Below are 16,287 nucleotides of genomic sequence, written 5' to 3'. Positions count from 1 at the left end.
ATTAATAACTAGTTCTTCGGTTTTCTTTAATACCAAAAATAATGTAATGCTCTAACGGATTAATACCTTTTTCCTTTACGTCAGGATGAAGTTCGAAGTATATCTCATTAGAGAATTTTGTTGATGGATTTCTATTTTCAAATCCACCAAATAATAAATAGTGTCTGGCGGGGTCTATTCCTGAATTTTTAACATCTGGATTCTGTGATAGATACCAATCAGAATCAAAATAAATCGACTCTCTAATTAATTGAATGGTCTCGTTTAGTTTTTTAGTATTTTTTTGTTTTTTGGTTTTAACTAGATGGCTTAAAGCGCGTATAGGAGCTGTAGCTTTCCATGAAAAACTATTTTTTATTTTTTCATGTTTCTCATTGGCAGCAATAAGTTTTTCTTGAAGTTTAGATATATTTCTGTTTGCTTTCTCAAGCATATCAGTGATCACTGCGAGTTCATTAAATCTGCAACTAAGCGAGTTTTTAGTTTCAATCAGTTCTGAATTTAATTCACTAATTTTTTTCTGATATTTGTTGTTGGTAATGGTTTTTGAGTCAACTTCCTTTTTAAGCTTTTCTAAATTTTTATTTTGTTCTTCTAGTACTTGGATATTCTGTTTGAGCTCAGTATTATTGGTTGTAATGATTTTATTAAGTTTGTTATTTTTTGATACTTCAGTTTCCTGTTGCTTTTGACTTTTGTGTAACATTAATGTAAGAGAAGCAATTTCATTGAATCTTAGATTAATGCTCTCTTCTAATGATATGATTTTATTTTTGTTACTCTCTAAACTTAATAAAAAATTTACTGCTAATAATAATTTTTCATCAGGCGCTGATGTAAATGTGCTCTTTTTGAGCGGTTTATAACCAATTGGTCGCAGAGAGATATTATCCATACACTCTAATGTATGCCAATATTTCTTGCCCCATAAGAATAACATTCCTAAATATACATTAAGCATTTCATTCTTTTTGGAATTGCTCTCGGCTTGAATCTTTAAAGTTTGTTCTGGTTTTGTAATATAGTCAATTACTGCAGGGAGGGTGATGATGCTTTTATTGAAAGCAATGGATTTTCTTTTTGCTTTTTTTATCGTTGATAAAAAATTTTGTTGATTTTCATTCCAGCTATCGAATTTACTGAGGCTGACATTTTTATTAATGTCGTTGTCATTCCATGGATAATCATATTGCCATATAAATATATCACACTCTAGTGCTAACTTAATTTGTGATGATAATTCCTTGGCAGTAGAAAATTGTATTGTATAATCGCCGTGCTGCTCTAATTCAGTCTCTGAAGAGCCATATATATATATGTTCACCAGATTTCCTCATTCTTAAATAATGTTATTAGATATCTATGTATGTTCGCTAATATGCAAATTGATTTTAATGGAATAGTAATTCATATATGATGTCTATTGTATTTGCTAATTTTATGTAATTATTAATTTATAAAATAAGCTATAATTATCATGCAAGTTATAATCTCCTTATGCGTTGAATATCCTTTAATGGTTAAATGATTTCTGCTATATTATTTGCTTTGCTCTTTGAATCCTAATGTTGAAAAAAGGGTATGTGGTTTTATGATGATTTATCACCCCCCCCTTTTAATTTTTTCTAAAGTTTATATTACAAAATACTTTTATGTAGGGATGTGATGTAGAACTTAAAGGTTGTTCGACATAATCAGTCCTGATGCTCACGCAGAGTCGCAATACCCATCACAATCAGACCATATAGCAAGCAGAGTAGAACCCCTGTGGTCAGAAGGTTGTAGAGACGACGTGGATACTCTGCGTCTTCTGCCAGCGTTGGCTGGCTGATAACCAGCAGGTGCTTAAGTTTGCGGTACGCCTCCACGCGAGCTTGTTCCAGGCTAATCAGTCCGGTTTTATACAGATCTGCCGCCAGGGTCGCTTGGGTTTGCACATCCATATAGCGAGCCGTCACTTCGTTCATCGCATCTTTATCAGCACCGGTAAGTCTGGATTGCTCCTGAGCCAGTTGCTGCGTTAAGGCATCAACCCTGGCCTGCACGGAAACAACAGCTGGGGCGGTTTCTTTCATATAGCTTTGCAGCTGTTTTAACTGGGCCTGTTGTTGTGCCAGTTGAGCTTCAATCTGACTTACTACACCAAGACGTGCACTGCTGGTCGACTCCGGGCTGATAAGGTGATGGCTATTCTGGAAATCGAGGACTTTAGCTTTCTCAGTCTGCACACGCTGATAGGCGCGATCGACTTCTTTCTCGACGAAGGCCAGCTGTTCCAACGCTACCTGATGCCCCAGTTTATTAATAAATCGGTCAGATTCCTGGAGCATCAATGCAACAACGCGCTGCCCATAGGCAGGATCAAATGCCTGTAGCTCAATCGTCAGCACGCCAGATAACTCATCCAGATGTAATGACAGGTGCTGACGATAATATTTAATAAACTCTTCCCGACTGACATTATCAGGTAGGCGGGAAAAGTAATCGACTTTAGAACTTTGATAATGGGCTTTCAAACCCAGCTCTTTATCCAGTTTGTCGAGCAGATCGGGGGATTTAAGGTAATCCTGAATGATCAGTATGTCTTCATGATTACTGCCACCAATTCCCAGCATCGACAGAGCATCGGGCAACATTTTGATCTGGTCGGCCTGCTTAACTACCAGCTCTGCCCGGCTGACATAGCGATCCGAAACAATGACGCAGAAATAAAGCGCAGCAATAGCAAAACATACTACTACCCATAAAAAACTGCCGAGTTTAAGGCTCTTTTTCCATGAGCGGTGGGCAAGCTTGAAACCGCTGGAGTCAACAATGAAATGTTTGGGTTTGGTCTTTAATTTATTTAGCTTGCGCATCAAACCGGAGGATTTGTTAGAGCGGGCTGGCTGAATCATGATTTTTGGGCTTGTTATAGTTTCTGATAAATACGGATGGCATCTTCGATATCGTCGAACAACTCAAGGGTGCTGTTGCGCAGCAAAATACCCATATCGCATTGTTGGCGTAAGTTTTTCATATCGTGCGAGACCATGATCAAACTGGCGGTCTCGCGTTTTTGGTTAAAAACATCAATACATTTTTGTTTAAAGCGGGCGTCACCCACTGACATAATTTCGTCGGTCAGGTAGATATCAAAGTCAAAGGCCATACTGACAGCAAAGGAAAATTTTGATCTCATTCCACTGGAGTAGCCTTTAATCGGCAGTTCAAAATGTTGACCAATTTCCGAGAACTCTTTTACCCACTCTTCGATAGCCCGCGTATCGCGAACGCCATGAATCCGGCAGACAAAACGTGTATTTTCACGCCCGGTCATGCTGCCCTGAAAACCTCCGTTTAGCGCCAGAGGCCAAGATACACGACAGTGACGTGTCAGTTTTCCCTTACTGGGCATATCCATCCCGCCCAGCAGACGCAACAGAGTAGATTTTCCTGCTCCGTTGACGCCTAAGATACCGATATTGCGGTCGCGGGGTAACGTGATGCTCACGTCACGCAGAACGTAGTTGCGACCAAATTTGGTGGGGTAATACTTCGAGACGTTTTCCAGAATGATCATGCTTATTCTACTTTAGCTGGCAATCAAGCGACGATGACTCAGGCGGTAACAGCTCATCGCGAACGTCAGCAGTACCAACGTTACAGCCGAAAAATACATCCCGCTTACATTCGGGCTGGCATAGCCGGAGATCCAGCTGCTTCGGATTAGCTCAACGGCATGAACCAACGGGTTCCACAAAAACCAGTGTTGATAATTTGAGGGTATGGTCGCGAGGGGGTACATCACGCAGGAGATAAACATCAAGGGCATCATCAGCAGGCTAAGGAACTTATCAGCTTCTTTAAATAAATTACCCAGTACACAAAAAATAATGCCCAGCGAAAACGAAAAGATCATTAAAATGAAATAGATAAGAACGACCTCTAAAGGGTCGCTGGGGATGGCATCAAAACCAAACCACAGCAATCCTAGTACCAGTACGCAGCCCACAACCATGCCAATAACTGTTTCGAGGATAAAACGGGAAACAAAGGTCGCGAAGGGGGTAACTTGTCTGTAGCAAAACAAGCCCTTGTTCGCATTAACGGCAGATTGCAGTTTGCTGACCACATTCCTGAAAAAGAGGAAAGGCAGATAACTTGCAGTAATAAACAGTGGTGCCGGAGCTCCACCAAATCCGCTATGCCCGCGCATGCCAAAAATCAAACTAAAAGCACCAATCATCAACAGCGGATCCAGCAGCGCCCAGGTATACCCCAGCCGATAACTGCCAAATCTTGTTTTCAGTTCACGAATAAGCAGGCCAAACGTCACATCCCTCAGCACCTGGAACGAGCTGCGGGGCGTCTGGTTGAGAACAGGTTTAAGCATAAGAAGGCCGATATCACAGAACGGGCCCGCGATGGGGCGAGCCCGCATTGAGGGTTAGTTCAGGACCACGTTGGCCGCCACAGCAACCTGATAGATGACCTGGGTGATATCCTTGATGGACTGCATCATTTTGCTGTCCACTTTCGGCATGACCAGAATCTGATCGCCCGGCATCACATCGCCACCGTCTTTAAACTCCATCAGCCCGTTGGCATGCACCACGGCAATGCGCTTGTCGTTCGCACGGTCGGTATAGCCACCCGCCCAGGCTACGTAGTCTTCCAGACTGGCGTTTTTGTTGTAGACCACCGCCTGCGGCATCATCACTTCGCCACCCACCTGAATCAGGTCGGTTTTGTTCGGGATCACAATCTGGTCGCCCTGTTCCAGCAGGATGTTGGCGATCACGCCTTTATCCGACACCACCACTTTACCCAGTGGCTGGATCTTGCGGGCTTTTTCCACAAAGCGCATCACCAGTTCGGCCTCTTTGGTGCGAATGGAGGCCTCGCCGTCAGAGCTGGCAGGCGCGGTAAAGACGCTGCGCTCCAGACGGTTGAGGGAGTCTTCCAGCATCTCTTTCTGCCGCGCGGCCACGCTCTTACGCATGATGTAGATCGAGCCGTAATCCGCCATGTTCGGGTCAATCGGGATGTGGTTCAGCAGATCGTGCAGACGGGTCTCTTTACGCACGGTGAAGTAGGATGGCCCGCGATAGCTGCCCATCACCTGCACATCGTACACCTGCGCATGCATGTCGTCGTTGAACAGCACTTTATCGCCGTCGCTCAGCTGAATGCGGTCGAAATCTTTATAGGGCATATAGACCGAGAACGGGCCACTGGCGCGATCGCCAATCACGCCCACGTGGCTCACCTTGGCGAGGGGCAGGGCGTAGTCGATCAGCTCTGAGCCGAGCGCGGTGCTGTTCTTCAGCTCGAAGCGGAACGGGTTACGCACTTTACCCGCCACGTTGATCATCGGCCCCTGGGGTTCAACCAGAATCACATCCTGATCTTTGAGGGACAGCTTCGGCATTTTGCCCTGCTGCATAAACTCATACAGGTCGATCTGCTGGATCACGCGGTTCTGGCGCAATACTTTAATATGACGATAGCTTCCGCGGTCGGAGTCGATGCCGCCAGCGCGTTTCAGGAAATATAAAACGCTGTCGGAGGATTGTCCGGCATATTGTCCCGGACGAATGACGGGTCCGGTGACATATACACTGACCGGCGTCGCGGTAAGTAAATTAACGTAAACATTAACGTTATTGGTGAAAACTTCGCTGATATGGCTGGTAACCAGGTTATTAACCTTACTGGCCGCCACATTCTTGACATTAATCGGCCCGACATCGGGAATAAAAATATTGCCCTGATTATCGACGGTCACGACGTTGGAAAAATTGACCGCGCCCCAGATCCAGATATTCAGCTTATCGCCGGGGGCGATCAGGTAATTATCGTTTAAGCCGTCGCTGCGCTCGGTTTCATAACCACCGGCAAACAGGTTGGCACCGTATGGAGGGGGGAGGCCGGACTCGGACTGCGGCAGTAATTTACGCACATCAGACTCGCCCGGCAATAACATGCCCTGGCGGTTTTGCTGTGCGAAAGTCCCGGTGGTGGAGGAGGTGTTTGCCTGGCCGCTCATCGCTTGCTCGCCGCCAAGCTGCAGTCGGCCATCGCCGTTGTCTGCCGGGGTGTTCATCCCAAATGCCTGGGCTTCTTGCTGGGTGGGGGCGGCGAAAGAGGCGCAGGAGACGCAGGCCAGCAACAGGACGGCACTCAATTGCCGAAAATTCGTTATCTTCACAACATTTCTCTTCAAAATTATTGCACGGCAAACAGGTTACTGGCGGAAGCCTGTTCCAGCTGCGGTACCAGATACCAGGTGTCACCGTTCTTACAGGTCACACCGTGCTGCGACTGGTTGTAGTTGCGATTACGCAGCAGTTCTATGCATTCCAGCCCCAGGGCGGAGACATAACGCTGGCCCAGAATATAGGTATTGCCATTGACGCTGAGCGCGGCGCCCTGCGGCAGGGTGTTCAGAGGTTGTTGCAGATTGGCTGCCATAGCCTGGAGGTCGATAGAAGCAGTCTGATTCACAAGCGGTCGGGATGCTTCAACCTGCTTCGGGGAATATGCACAGCCGCTCAACATGAGGGCGAGCGAAATCACCAGAAGGCGAGTTGCGTTCTTCATAGATCAATATTTTCCAACAATGCAATAACTGGAATGTGAAATAAAACTTTGATGGTATTCAACTGATTTTAATAGCGAAGCAGTTGAGAAATCTTGCAGGTGCAGGAGCAACAAAAACGCAGGTGTTAAGTAAGAAAATCCAAAAAAAGGGTAGGCTACCGCACGGAAATGGACAATTCCGGTTAAAATGTGTGCGATTTGCTTTAGGGCGCTGCCATAAAAAAACTATTCAGTAAACAACTAAATCGTTTTTTATTATTCATGAAAGTGCTTTTATGTGGCGAAGATTACACAAGTTTGCAGTTTGTGTCATTTCAAATTTAAGAATTTTGGGTAATGCTGCCAACTTACTGATTTAGTGTATGATGGTGATTTTAAGGTGCTTGCGTGGCTTCCATTTCCATCAAATGTCCTTCCTGCTCCGCTACTGAAGGCGTGGTGCGTAACGGCAAAAGCACTGCCGGACATCAGCGCTATCTCTGCTCTCATTGCCGTAAAACATGGCAACTACAGTTCACTTACACCGCCTCTCAGCCCGGTAAGCACCAGAAAATCATTGATATGGCCATGAATGGCGTCGGATGTCGCGCCAGTGCACGCATTATGGGCGTTGGCCTCAACACGGTTTTACGTCACTTAAAAAACTCAGGCCGCAGTCGGTAACCTCGCGCATACAACCGGGCAGTGATGTGATTGTCTGCGCTGAAATGGACGAACAGTGGGGCTACGTCGGTGCTAAATCACGTCAGCGCTGGCTGTTTTACGCGTATGACAGGATACGGAGGACAGTTGTGGCGCACATCTTCGGTGAACGCACTCTGGCCACACTGGAGCGTCTTCTGAGCCTGCTGTCGGCCTTTGAGGTCGTGGTATAGATGACGGATGGCTGGCCGCTGTATGAATCACGCCTGAAGGGAAAGCTGCACGTTATCAGCAAGCGTTACACTCAGCGCATTGAGCGACATAATCTGAATCTGAGACAACATCTGGCAAGGCTGGGACGGAAGTTACTGTCGTTCTCAAAATCGGTGGAGTTGCATGACAAGGTCATCGGGCATTATCTGAACATAAAACACTATCAATAAGTTAGAGTCATTACCTTGTTCCACCGATACAATCTGCTTGCCAAATTTTTTTCAAATATGGGCGGATATTCCCAATCAGTATATCGTTAGGGAAGGTGCGAACAAGTCCCTGATATGAGATCATGTTTGTCATCTGGAGCCATGGAACAGGGTTCATCATGAGTCATCAACTTACCTTCGCCGACAGTGAATTCAGCAGTAAGCGCCGTCAGACCAGAAAAGAGATTTTCTTGTCCCGCATGGAGCAGATTCTGCCATGGCAAAACATGGTGGAAGTCATCGAGCCGTTTTACCCCAAGGCTGGTAATGGCCGGCGACCTTATCCGCTGGAAACCATGCTACGCATTCACTGCATGCAGCATTGGTACAACCTGAGCGATGGCGCGATGGAAGATGCTCTGTACGAAATCGCCTCCATGCGTCTGTTTGCCCGGTTATCCCTGGATAGCGCCTTGCCGGACCGCACCACCATCATGAATTTCCGCCACCTGCTGGAGCAGCATCAACTGGCCCGCCAATTGTTCAAGACCATCAATCGCTGGCTGGCCGAAGCAGGCGTCATGATGACTCAAGGCACCTTGGTCGATGCCACCATCATTGAGGCACCCAGCTCGACCAAGAACAAAGAGCAGCAACGCGATCCGGAGATGCATCAGACCAAGAAAGGCAATCAGTGGCACTTTGGCATGAAGGCCCACATTGGTGTCGATGCCAAGAGTGGCCTGACCCACAGCCTAGTCACCACCGCGGCCAACGAGCATGACCTCAATCAGCTGGGTAATCTGCTGCATGGAGAGGAGCAATTTGTCTCAGCCGATGCCGGCTACCAAGGGGCGCCACAGCGCGAGGAGCTGGCCGAGGTGGATGTGGACTGGCTGATCGCCGAGCGCCCCGGCAAGGTAAGAACCTTGAAACAGCATCCACGCAAGAACAAAACGGCCATCAACATCGAATACATGAAAGCCAGCATCCGGGCCAGGGTGGAGCACCCATTTCGCATCATCAAGCGACAGTTCGGCTTCGTGAAAGCCAGATACAAGGGGTTGCTGAAAAACGATAACCAACTGGCGATGTTATTCACGCTGGCCAACCTGTTTCGGGCGGACCAAATGATACGTCAGTGGGAGAGATCTCACTAAAAACTGTGGATAACGCCTTAAATGGCGAAGAAACGGTCTAAATAGGCTGATTCAAGGCATTTACGGGAGAAAAAATCGGCTCAAACATGAAGAAATGAAATGACTGAGTCAGCCGAGAAGAATTTCCCCGCTTATTCGCACCTTCCCTAAACGTATCTGGTAATGACTCTAACTTATTGATAGTGTTTTATGTTCAGATAATGCCCGATGACTTTGTCATGCAGCTCCACCGATTTTGAGAACGACAGCGACTTCCGTCCCAGCCGTGCCAGGTGCTGCCTCAGATTCAGGTTATGCCGCTCAATTCGCTGCGTATATCGCTTGCTGATTACGTGCAGCTTTCCCTTCAGGCGGGATTCATACAGCGGCCAGCCATCCGTCATCCATATCACCACGTCAAAGGGTGACAGCAGGCTCATAAGACGCCCCAGCGTCGCCATAGTGCGTTCACCGAATACGTGCGCAACAACCGTCTTCCGGAGCCTGTCATACGCGTAAAACAGCCAGCGCTGGCGCGATTTAGCCCCGACATAGCCCCACTGTTCGTCCATTTCCGCGCAGACGATGACGTCACTGCCCGGCTGTATGCGCGAGGTTACCGACTGCGGCCTGAGTTTTTTAAGTGACGTAAAATCGTGTTGAGGCCAACGCCCATAATGCGGGCTGTTGCCCGGCATCCAACGCCATTCATGGCCATATCAATGATTTTCTGGTGCGTACCGGGTTGAGAAGCGGTGTAAGTGAACTGCAGTTGCCATGTTTTACGGCAGTGAGAGCAGAGATAGCGCTGATGTCCGGCGGTGCTTTTGCCGTTACGCACCACCCCGTCAGTAGCTGAACAGGAGGGACAGCTGATAGAAACAGAAGCCACTGGAGCACCTCAAAAACACCATCATACACTAAATCAGTAAGTTGGCAGCATCACCCGTCCGGCGGTAAAAATAAAATACTCGTGCGGTTTAATGAAAGCAATTGAGCAGGGAAACCGGTGTTTTGAAAACAGTTAATTATTAATTTCTTATATAACATTGAGTTATAGTTATAACAACAAATGTCAATACGCATATCGTGATGCATATTACATAATTGATATTTATTGCATATAAATATTTGTGATCTACAACACGCTTTATCTATTGCTTGTCCGCAAACGGACATATCAAGGTAATAAAAAAGGTCGCCGAAGCGACCTTTTTACCCGAAATGCTAATTACAGCAGTTCTTTTGCTTTCGCAACAACGTTATCAACAGTGAAGCCGAACTCTTCAAACAGCAGCTCTGCCGGAGCAGATTCACCGAAGGTGGTCATACCGACGATAGCACCGTTCAGGCCAACATACTTGTACCAGTAGTCAGCAATACCCGCTTCTACAGCAACGCGTGCAGTAACCGCTTTCGGCAGTACGGATTCACGGTAAGCAGCATCCTGCTTGTCAAATGCGTCGGTAGACGGCATGGACACCACGCGCGCTTTCACGCCTTCGGCAGTCAGTTTTTCGTAGGCAGCAACAGCCAGTTCAACTTCTGAACCGGTAGCGATGAAAATCAGTTCCGGCTGACCGGCGCAGTCTTTCAGCACATAACCACCGCGCGCGATGTTTGCCAGTTGCTCTTCAGTTCGTTCCTGCTGCGCCAGGTTCTGACGGGAGAGGATAAGCGCAGTCGGGCCGTCCTGACGCTCAACGCCGTATTTCCACGCGACCGCGGATTCAACCTGGTCACACGGACGCCATGTAGACATGTTCGGGGTCACGCGCAGAGAAGCGACCTGCTCAACCGGCTGGTGAGTCGGGCCATCTTCGCCCAGACCGATGGAGTCGTGGGTGTAAACCATCACCTGACGCTGTTTCATCAGCGCAGCCATACGTACGGCGTTACGTGCGTATTCCACGAACATCAGGAAGGTGGAGGTGTACGGCAGGAAACCACCGTGCAGGGAGATACCGTTAGCAATCGCGGTCATACCGAACTCGCGAACACCGTAGTGGATGTAGTTACCTGCAGCATCTTCGTTGATTGCTTTAGAACCAGACCACAGGGTCAGGTTAGACGGTGCCAGGTCAGCAGAGCCGCCGAGGAATTCAGGCAACAGCGGGCCGAACGCTTCGATAGCATTCTGCGACGCTTTACGGCTGGCGATTTTCGCCGGATTAGCCTGCAGTTTAGCGATAAACTCTTTCGCTTTGGCGTCGAAGTCAGACGGCATTTCGCCTTTCATACGGCGGGTAAATTCAGCCGCTTCCTGCGGATAAGCTTTCGCGTAAGCCGCAAACTTCTCATTCCATGCAGATTCTTTCGCCTGGCCTGCTTCTTTCGCATCCCACTGAGCATAGATTTCAGACGGGATTTCGAACGGCGCGTATTTCCAGCCCAGCTGTTCGCGGGTCAGGGCAATTTCAGCGTCGCCCAGCGGCGCACCGTGGGAGTCGTGGGTACCGGCTTTGTTCGGGGAACCGAAACCGATGATGGTTTTGCACATCAGCAGGGACGGTTTGTCAGTCACTGCGCGCGCTTCTTCTACTGCGCGTTTGATGGATGCCGCGTCATGACCGTCGATGTCGCGAATAACGTGCCAGCCGTAAGCTTCGAAACGCATTGCGGTGTCGTCAGTGAACCAGCCTTCAACGTGACCATCGATTGAGATACCGTTGTCATCGTAGAACGCAATCAGTTTACCCAGCTTCAGCGTACCCGCCAGAGAGCAAACTTCGTGGGAGATGCCTTCCATCATGCAGCCGTCGCCCATGAAGGCGTAGGTGTAGTGGTCGACAATGTCGTGACCTGGACGGTTAAACTGCGCCGCCAGCGTTTTTTCTGCAATCGCCATACCGACTGCGTTGGCAATACCCTGACCCAGCGGACCGGTGGTGGTTTCCACACCAGCGGTATAACCTACTTCCGGGTGGCCCGGAGTTTTAGAGTGCAGCTGACGGAAGTTTTTCAGTTCTTCCATCGGCAGATCGTAACCGGTGAGGTGCAGCAGGCTGTAGATCAGCATGGAGCCGTGGCCGTTGGACAGCACGAAGCGGTCACGGTCAGCCCAGGACGGATTCTGCGGGTTGTGTTTCAGGAAATCACGCCACAGGACTTCGGCAATGTCAGCCATACCCATAGGGGCACCCGGGTGACCGGATTTGGCTTTCTGTACTGCGTCCATGCTCAGCGCACGAATAGCATTGGCAAGCTCTTTACGTGAGGACATTTTGACTCCAGATCGGATGATGAAGGGCACGCCCTTAACGACTTGACGACAGCGCGTTTTGGGCTACGCCGGAAAATTTGCCAACAATTTACCGCAAGCCGCGCGTCATGTACATGGAACATCCTTTTGCTGCTTCAGAAATATCTGGATCATGCTCGCATGTTGCGCAATCTACTCGCCCGTCCGTTGCGCTTTTCCTTATACTGAGACTGAGCGTCGATTCACCTGCAAACGGCGCATTTTTAGAATAATCCTGACCTTGTGCGGAAGAGAAAACATGAAAATTCGCGCCTTATTGGTAGCAATGAGCGTGGCAACGGTACTGACCGGTTGCCAGAATATGGACTCCAACGGACTGCTCTCATCAGGAGCGGAAGCTTTTCAGGCTTACAGTTTGAGTGATGAGCAGGTGAAAACCCTGAGCGATCAGGCATGTCAGGAGATGGACAGCAAGGCGACGATTGCGCCAGCCAATAGCGAATACGCTAAACGTCTGACAACTATTGCCAATGCGCTAGGCAACAATATCAACGGTCAGCCGGTAAATTACAAAGTGTATATGGCGAAGGATGTGAACGCCTTTGCAATGGCTAACGGCTGTATCCGTGTCTATAGCGGGCTGATGGATATGATGACGGATAACGAAGTCGAAGCGGTGATCGGTCACGAAATGGGGCACGTGGCATTAGGCCATGTGAAAAAAGGAATGCAGGTGGCACTTGGTACAAATGCCGTGCGAGTAGCTGCGGCCTCTGCGGGCGGGATTGTCGGCAGTTTATCTCAATCACAACTCGGTGATCTGGGCGAGAAATTAGTCAATTCGCAATTCTCCCAGCGCCAGGAAGCAGAAGCCGATGATTATTCTTACGATCTTCTGCGCCAACGCGGCATCAGCCCGGCAGGTCTTGCCACCAGCTTTGAAAAACTGGCAAAACTGGAAGAAGGTCGCCAAAGCTCAATGTTTGACGACCATCCTGCATCCGCCGAACGCGCCCAGCATATTCGCGATCGTATGAGCGCAGATGGGATTAAGTAAAGCCTGGTGGTGTCGAACGTAGGTCAGATAAGGCGTTCACGCCCCTTCTGACATGAATGGCACATTTGTTACCCTGTGCGCATTGCCGGATGCGATGCTGGCGCATCTTATCCGGCCTACGGGTGCCGAACGTAGGTCGGATAAGGCGTTCACGCCGCATCCGACATTAATGGCACGTTTTACCCGTGCGCATCGCATCTGGTGCTTACTCGCCCTTTTTCGCCGCCTGAATATAGAGCATCTCCAGCGCCAGCGTCGCCGCAGCCAGAGCGGTGATTTCCGACTGATCGTATGCCGGAGCCACTTCCACTACGTCCATCCCAACGATGTTGAGATCTTTCAGGCCGCGTACCAGTTTAATGGCGCGATCGGAGGTCAGGCCGCCAATCACTGGCGTACCGGTTCCCGGCGCGAAAGCAGGATCCAGGCAGTCGATATCAAAGGTCAGGTAAACCGGCATATCACCCACAATCTGTTTCACTTGGGCGATAACGTCATCCACGCTGCGATCGTTCACCTGGCAGGCGTCCAGCACGGTAAAACCGTTGTCTTTATCAAACTCGGTACGAATACCAATCTGCACGGAATGATTCGGGTCGATCAGACCTTCTTTCGGCGCGGTATAGAACATGGTGCCGTGGTCAAATTCACAACCGTTCGCGTAGGTATCGGTGTGGGCGTCAAAGTGTACCAGCGCCATTTTGCCGAAATGCTTCGCATGAGCACGCAGCAGCGGCAGCGTAACAAAGTGGTCACCACCGAAGGAGAGCATACGCTTACCGGCAGCCAGCAGCTTCTCGGCGTGCGCCTGCAGCTTCTCGCTCATCTCACGGGCATCGCCAAAGGCATATACCAGATCGCCGCAGTCCACGACGTTCAGACGCTCACGCATGTCGAAATTCCACGGGAAGCGGTTGTGTTCCCAGGCCAGATTCGTCGAAACCTGACGGATCGCTGCCGGACCGTGGCGACCACCCGCACGGCCAGAGGTGGCCATGTCGAACGGCACGCCGGTGATCACCCAGTCGGCATCGCTGTCATACGGCTGGAAGTTCATCGGCAGGCGTAAAAAACCAAAGGCGTTGGAAACCAGTGAGTTATCGTATTGATGACCTAAGGTGCTCATGGATGGACTCCTATTACAAAGTCGATATAAAAAAACCCTTCCGCGTCGTTAGGCCCGACGAGGAAGGGTTGGATTTGTCACAATAAATTGTGGCGGATTATCACCGCTAAATTAAGCGGATTCAAGTAACACAGGACTTACTCATCTTCAAGATAAGTATAACCGTACAAACCTGCCTCGAACTCTTCAAGGAACTGTTGTTGCAGTTCAGCATCAAGATCGGTTTTCTTCACTTGATCGCGGAACTGGGTTAACAGCGTTTTCGGATCGAGCTGTACATATTGCAGCATGTCCGCCACGGTATCGCCTTCGTCAGACAGTTCTACTTCTACGCTACCGTCAGGGAACACGAACACGTCAACCGCTTCGGTATCACCGAACAGGTTGTGCATATTGCCAAGGATCTCCTGATATGCGCCGACCATAAAGAAACCGAGCATCGGCGGATTCTCTGGATCGTACTCCGGCATTGGCATTGTCGTGGCAATACCATCACCATCAATATAGTGGTCGATAGCACCGTCAGAGTCACAGGTAATATCCAGCAGCACAGCGCGACGTTCCGGCACTTGATCCAGCCCTTCCAGCGGCAGAACCGGGAACAACTGGTCGATCCCCCATGCGTCCGGCATTGACTGGAACAGCGAGAAATTGACGTACATTTTGTCCGCCATACGTTCCTGCAGTTCGTCGATTATCGGACGATGCGCACGGTTTTGCGGATCCAGTTGCTTCTGCACTTCATGGCACATGCTCAGATAGAGTTGTTCTGCCCATGCACGTTCTTGCAGGCTAAAGGTGCCGGAAGAGTAGCCGATATGAATGTCGTGCAGATCCATCTGACTGTCGTGTAACCATTCACGCAGAGAACGGCGAGTTCCCGGTTCGTGCATCTCCTGCCAGGTTTCCCACATGCTTTGCAGCGCGCGCGGCGCATCTTCTGCAGGCGCGGTCGGCACCGTGTATTCGTTACGTTCCACGCCGATGATATTAGACACCAGCACGGTGTGATGCGCAGTCACCGCACGACCCGATTCGGTGATTACCGTCGGATGCGGCAGACCGTTTTCTTCACACGCATCACCAATCGCCCAGATGATGTTGTTGGCATATTCATTGAGGCCGTAGTTTACGGAGCAGTCAGACTGCGAACGGGTGCCTTCATAGTCCACGCCCAGACCGCCGCCGACGTCGAAGCACTGAATATTGACGCCCAGCTTGTGCAGTTCCACATAGAAACGCGCCGATTCACGAACGCCTGTGGCGATATCGCGAATATTCGCCATCTGCGAACCGAGGTGGAAGTGCAGTAGTTGCAGGCTGTCGAGACGCCCGGCTTCACGCAGGGTTTCAACCAGTTGCAGTACCTGAGTCGCAGCCAGGCCGAACTTCGATTTTTCCCCGCCGGAGGACTGCCATTTACCCGAGCCCTGCGAAGCCAGACGTGCACGCACGCCCAGACGAGGAACGACATTCAGACGTTCTGCTTCATCCAGCACAATGGCGATTTCTGACATCTTCTCAATGACCAGGTAGACCTTGTGGCCCATCTTCTCGCCAATTAATGCCAGGCGGATATATTCGCGGTCTTTATAACCGTTGCAGACGATGACGCTACGGGTCATGCCAGCATGTGCCAGCACCGCCATCAACTCTGCTTTCGAGCCTGCTTCCAGTCCCAGCGGTTCGCCCGAATGAATCAGGGACTCAATCACGCGGCGGTGCTGGTTAACTTTGATCGGATAAACAAGGAAGTAATCGCCGTTATAGCCGTAGGATTCCCGCGCACGTTTGAACGCGGCGTTAATGGAACGCAAACGGTGCTGCAGGATCTGTGGGAAACAGAACAGTGCAGGCAGACGCTGACCCTGTGCTTCACGAGTTTTCACTAACTGCGCGAGATCGACGCGAGCTTCCGGGACGTCCGGGTCCGGGCACACGCTGATGTGGCCCAGCTCGTTAACGTCATAGTAGTTATTGCCCCACCAGGCAATATTGTAAGTACGCAGCATCTTGCTGGCTTCCTGGGAGCTCATTGCAACCTCCTGCATGGAGCGTAGTACACCGTGTTCGCCCGCTGACGAAGGCAAACCCATAGACATGTCGTCAGACAT

12 protein-coding genes and 1 pseudogene are annotated in these 16,287 nt (G+C 49.7%); 3 read left to right on the top strand and 10 right to left on the bottom strand.

Going from position 1 to position 16,287, the window contains the following annotated elements:
• Position 1 precedes the first annotated feature (1 nt).
• The 6 genes from ACU8XX_RS04535 to ACU8XX_RS04510 all read right to left on the bottom strand — a co-directional run bounded on the left by ACU8XX_RS04535 (position 2) and on the right by ACU8XX_RS04510 (position 6,585).
• Positions 2 to 1,324 carry a hypothetical protein gene (locus ACU8XX_RS04535; protein WP_061360542.1) on the bottom strand — a complete coding sequence of 441 codons (1,323 nt, stop codon included), beginning with the start codon at positions 1,322 to 1,324 and terminating at the stop codon, positions 2 to 4.
• A gap of 370 nt (positions 1,325 to 1,694) precedes the next feature.
• Positions 1,695 to 2,897 (bottom strand): sugar transporter, encoded by a 1,203-nt coding sequence (locus ACU8XX_RS04530; protein ID WP_032175625.1) that lies wholly within the window; start codon positions 2,895 to 2,897, stop codon positions 1,695 to 1,697.
• A 14-nt stretch (positions 2,898 to 2,911) separates the two neighbouring features.
• Positions 2,912 to 3,562 (bottom strand): ABC transporter ATP-binding protein, encoded by a 651-nt coding sequence (locus ACU8XX_RS04525; RefSeq protein ID WP_032175626.1) that lies wholly within the window; start codon positions 3,560 to 3,562, stop codon positions 2,912 to 2,914.
• Between the two features lie 12 nt (positions 3,563 to 3,574).
• Positions 3,575 to 4,375, bottom strand: a complete 801-nt coding sequence (locus tag ACU8XX_RS04520; RefSeq protein WP_032175631.1) for an ABC transporter permease — start codon at positions 4,373 to 4,375, stop codon at positions 3,575 to 3,577.
• 54 nt (positions 4,376 to 4,429) lie between these two features.
• Positions 4,430 to 6,193: a polysaccharide biosynthesis/export family protein gene (locus tag ACU8XX_RS04515; protein ID WP_016240555.1), complete on the bottom strand. Its 1,764-nt coding sequence runs from the start codon at positions 6,191 to 6,193 to the stop codon at positions 4,430 to 4,432.
• Positions 6,194 to 6,210: 17 nt separating this feature from the next.
• Positions 6,211 to 6,585: a hypothetical protein gene (locus ACU8XX_RS04510; protein ID WP_032175551.1), complete on the bottom strand. Its 375-nt coding sequence runs from the start codon at positions 6,583 to 6,585 to the stop codon at positions 6,211 to 6,213.
• Between the two features lie 387 nt (positions 6,586 to 6,972).
• On the opposite strand from ACU8XX_RS04510, the pseudogene ACU8XX_RS04505 reads away from it, so the two are divergent.
• Together ACU8XX_RS04505 and ACU8XX_RS04500 are read left to right on the top strand one after the other, a co-directional pair.
• Positions 6,973 to 7,670, top strand: a pseudogene (locus tag ACU8XX_RS04505) (IS1 family transposase).
• Positions 7,671 to 7,828: 158 nt separating this feature from the next.
• Positions 7,829 to 8,809: an IS5-like element IS5 family transposase gene (locus ACU8XX_RS04500; protein ID WP_000019403.1), complete on the top strand. Its 981-nt coding sequence runs from the start codon at positions 7,829 to 7,831 to the stop codon at positions 8,807 to 8,809.
• Between the two features lie 173 nt (positions 8,810 to 8,982).
• Here ACU8XX_RS04500 and ACU8XX_RS04495 read toward each other — a convergent pair.
• Positions 8,983 to 9,680 (bottom strand): IS1-like element IS1A family transposase gene (locus ACU8XX_RS04495; RefSeq protein WP_103215986.1). Its coding sequence is split into 2 segments (ribosomal slippage): positions 8,983 to 9,431 and positions 9,431 to 9,680, totalling 699 coding nucleotides; the frame shifts between segments, so codons are not numbered across the junction.
• Between the two features lie 339 nt (positions 9,681 to 10,019).
• Complete coding sequence (gene tkt, locus ACU8XX_RS04490; protein ID WP_000098614.1) at positions 10,020 to 12,011, bottom strand: transketolase; 1,992 nt, start codon at positions 12,009 to 12,011, stop codon at positions 10,020 to 10,022.
• A gap of 277 nt (positions 12,012 to 12,288) precedes the next feature.
• On the opposite strand from tkt, the gene loiP reads away from it, so the two are divergent.
• Positions 12,289 to 13,047 carry a metalloprotease LoiP gene (gene loiP, locus ACU8XX_RS04485; protein WP_001295379.1) on the top strand — a complete coding sequence of 253 codons (759 nt, stop codon included), beginning with the start codon at positions 12,289 to 12,291 and terminating at the stop codon, positions 13,045 to 13,047.
• 205 nt (positions 13,048 to 13,252) lie between these two features.
• Here the strand turns inward: loiP and speB are convergent, their stop codons facing one another.
• Both speB and speA read right to left on the bottom strand, forming a co-directional pair.
• Complete coding sequence (speB, locus tag ACU8XX_RS04480) at positions 13,253 to 14,173, bottom strand: agmatinase (protein ID WP_000105566.1); 921 nt, start codon at positions 14,171 to 14,173, stop codon at positions 13,253 to 13,255.
• Positions 14,174 to 14,310: 137 nt separating this feature from the next.
• Entirely contained in the window at positions 14,311 to 16,287 is a 1,977-nt protein-coding gene (speA, locus tag ACU8XX_RS04475; protein ID WP_001295380.1) for a biosynthetic arginine decarboxylase, read from the bottom strand.

Source organism: Escherichia sp. MAL-1 (genome assembly GCF_052948035.1).
Note: the sequence above shows the minus strand (reverse complement) of the source record. Positions and strands in the feature narration are given on the sequence as shown.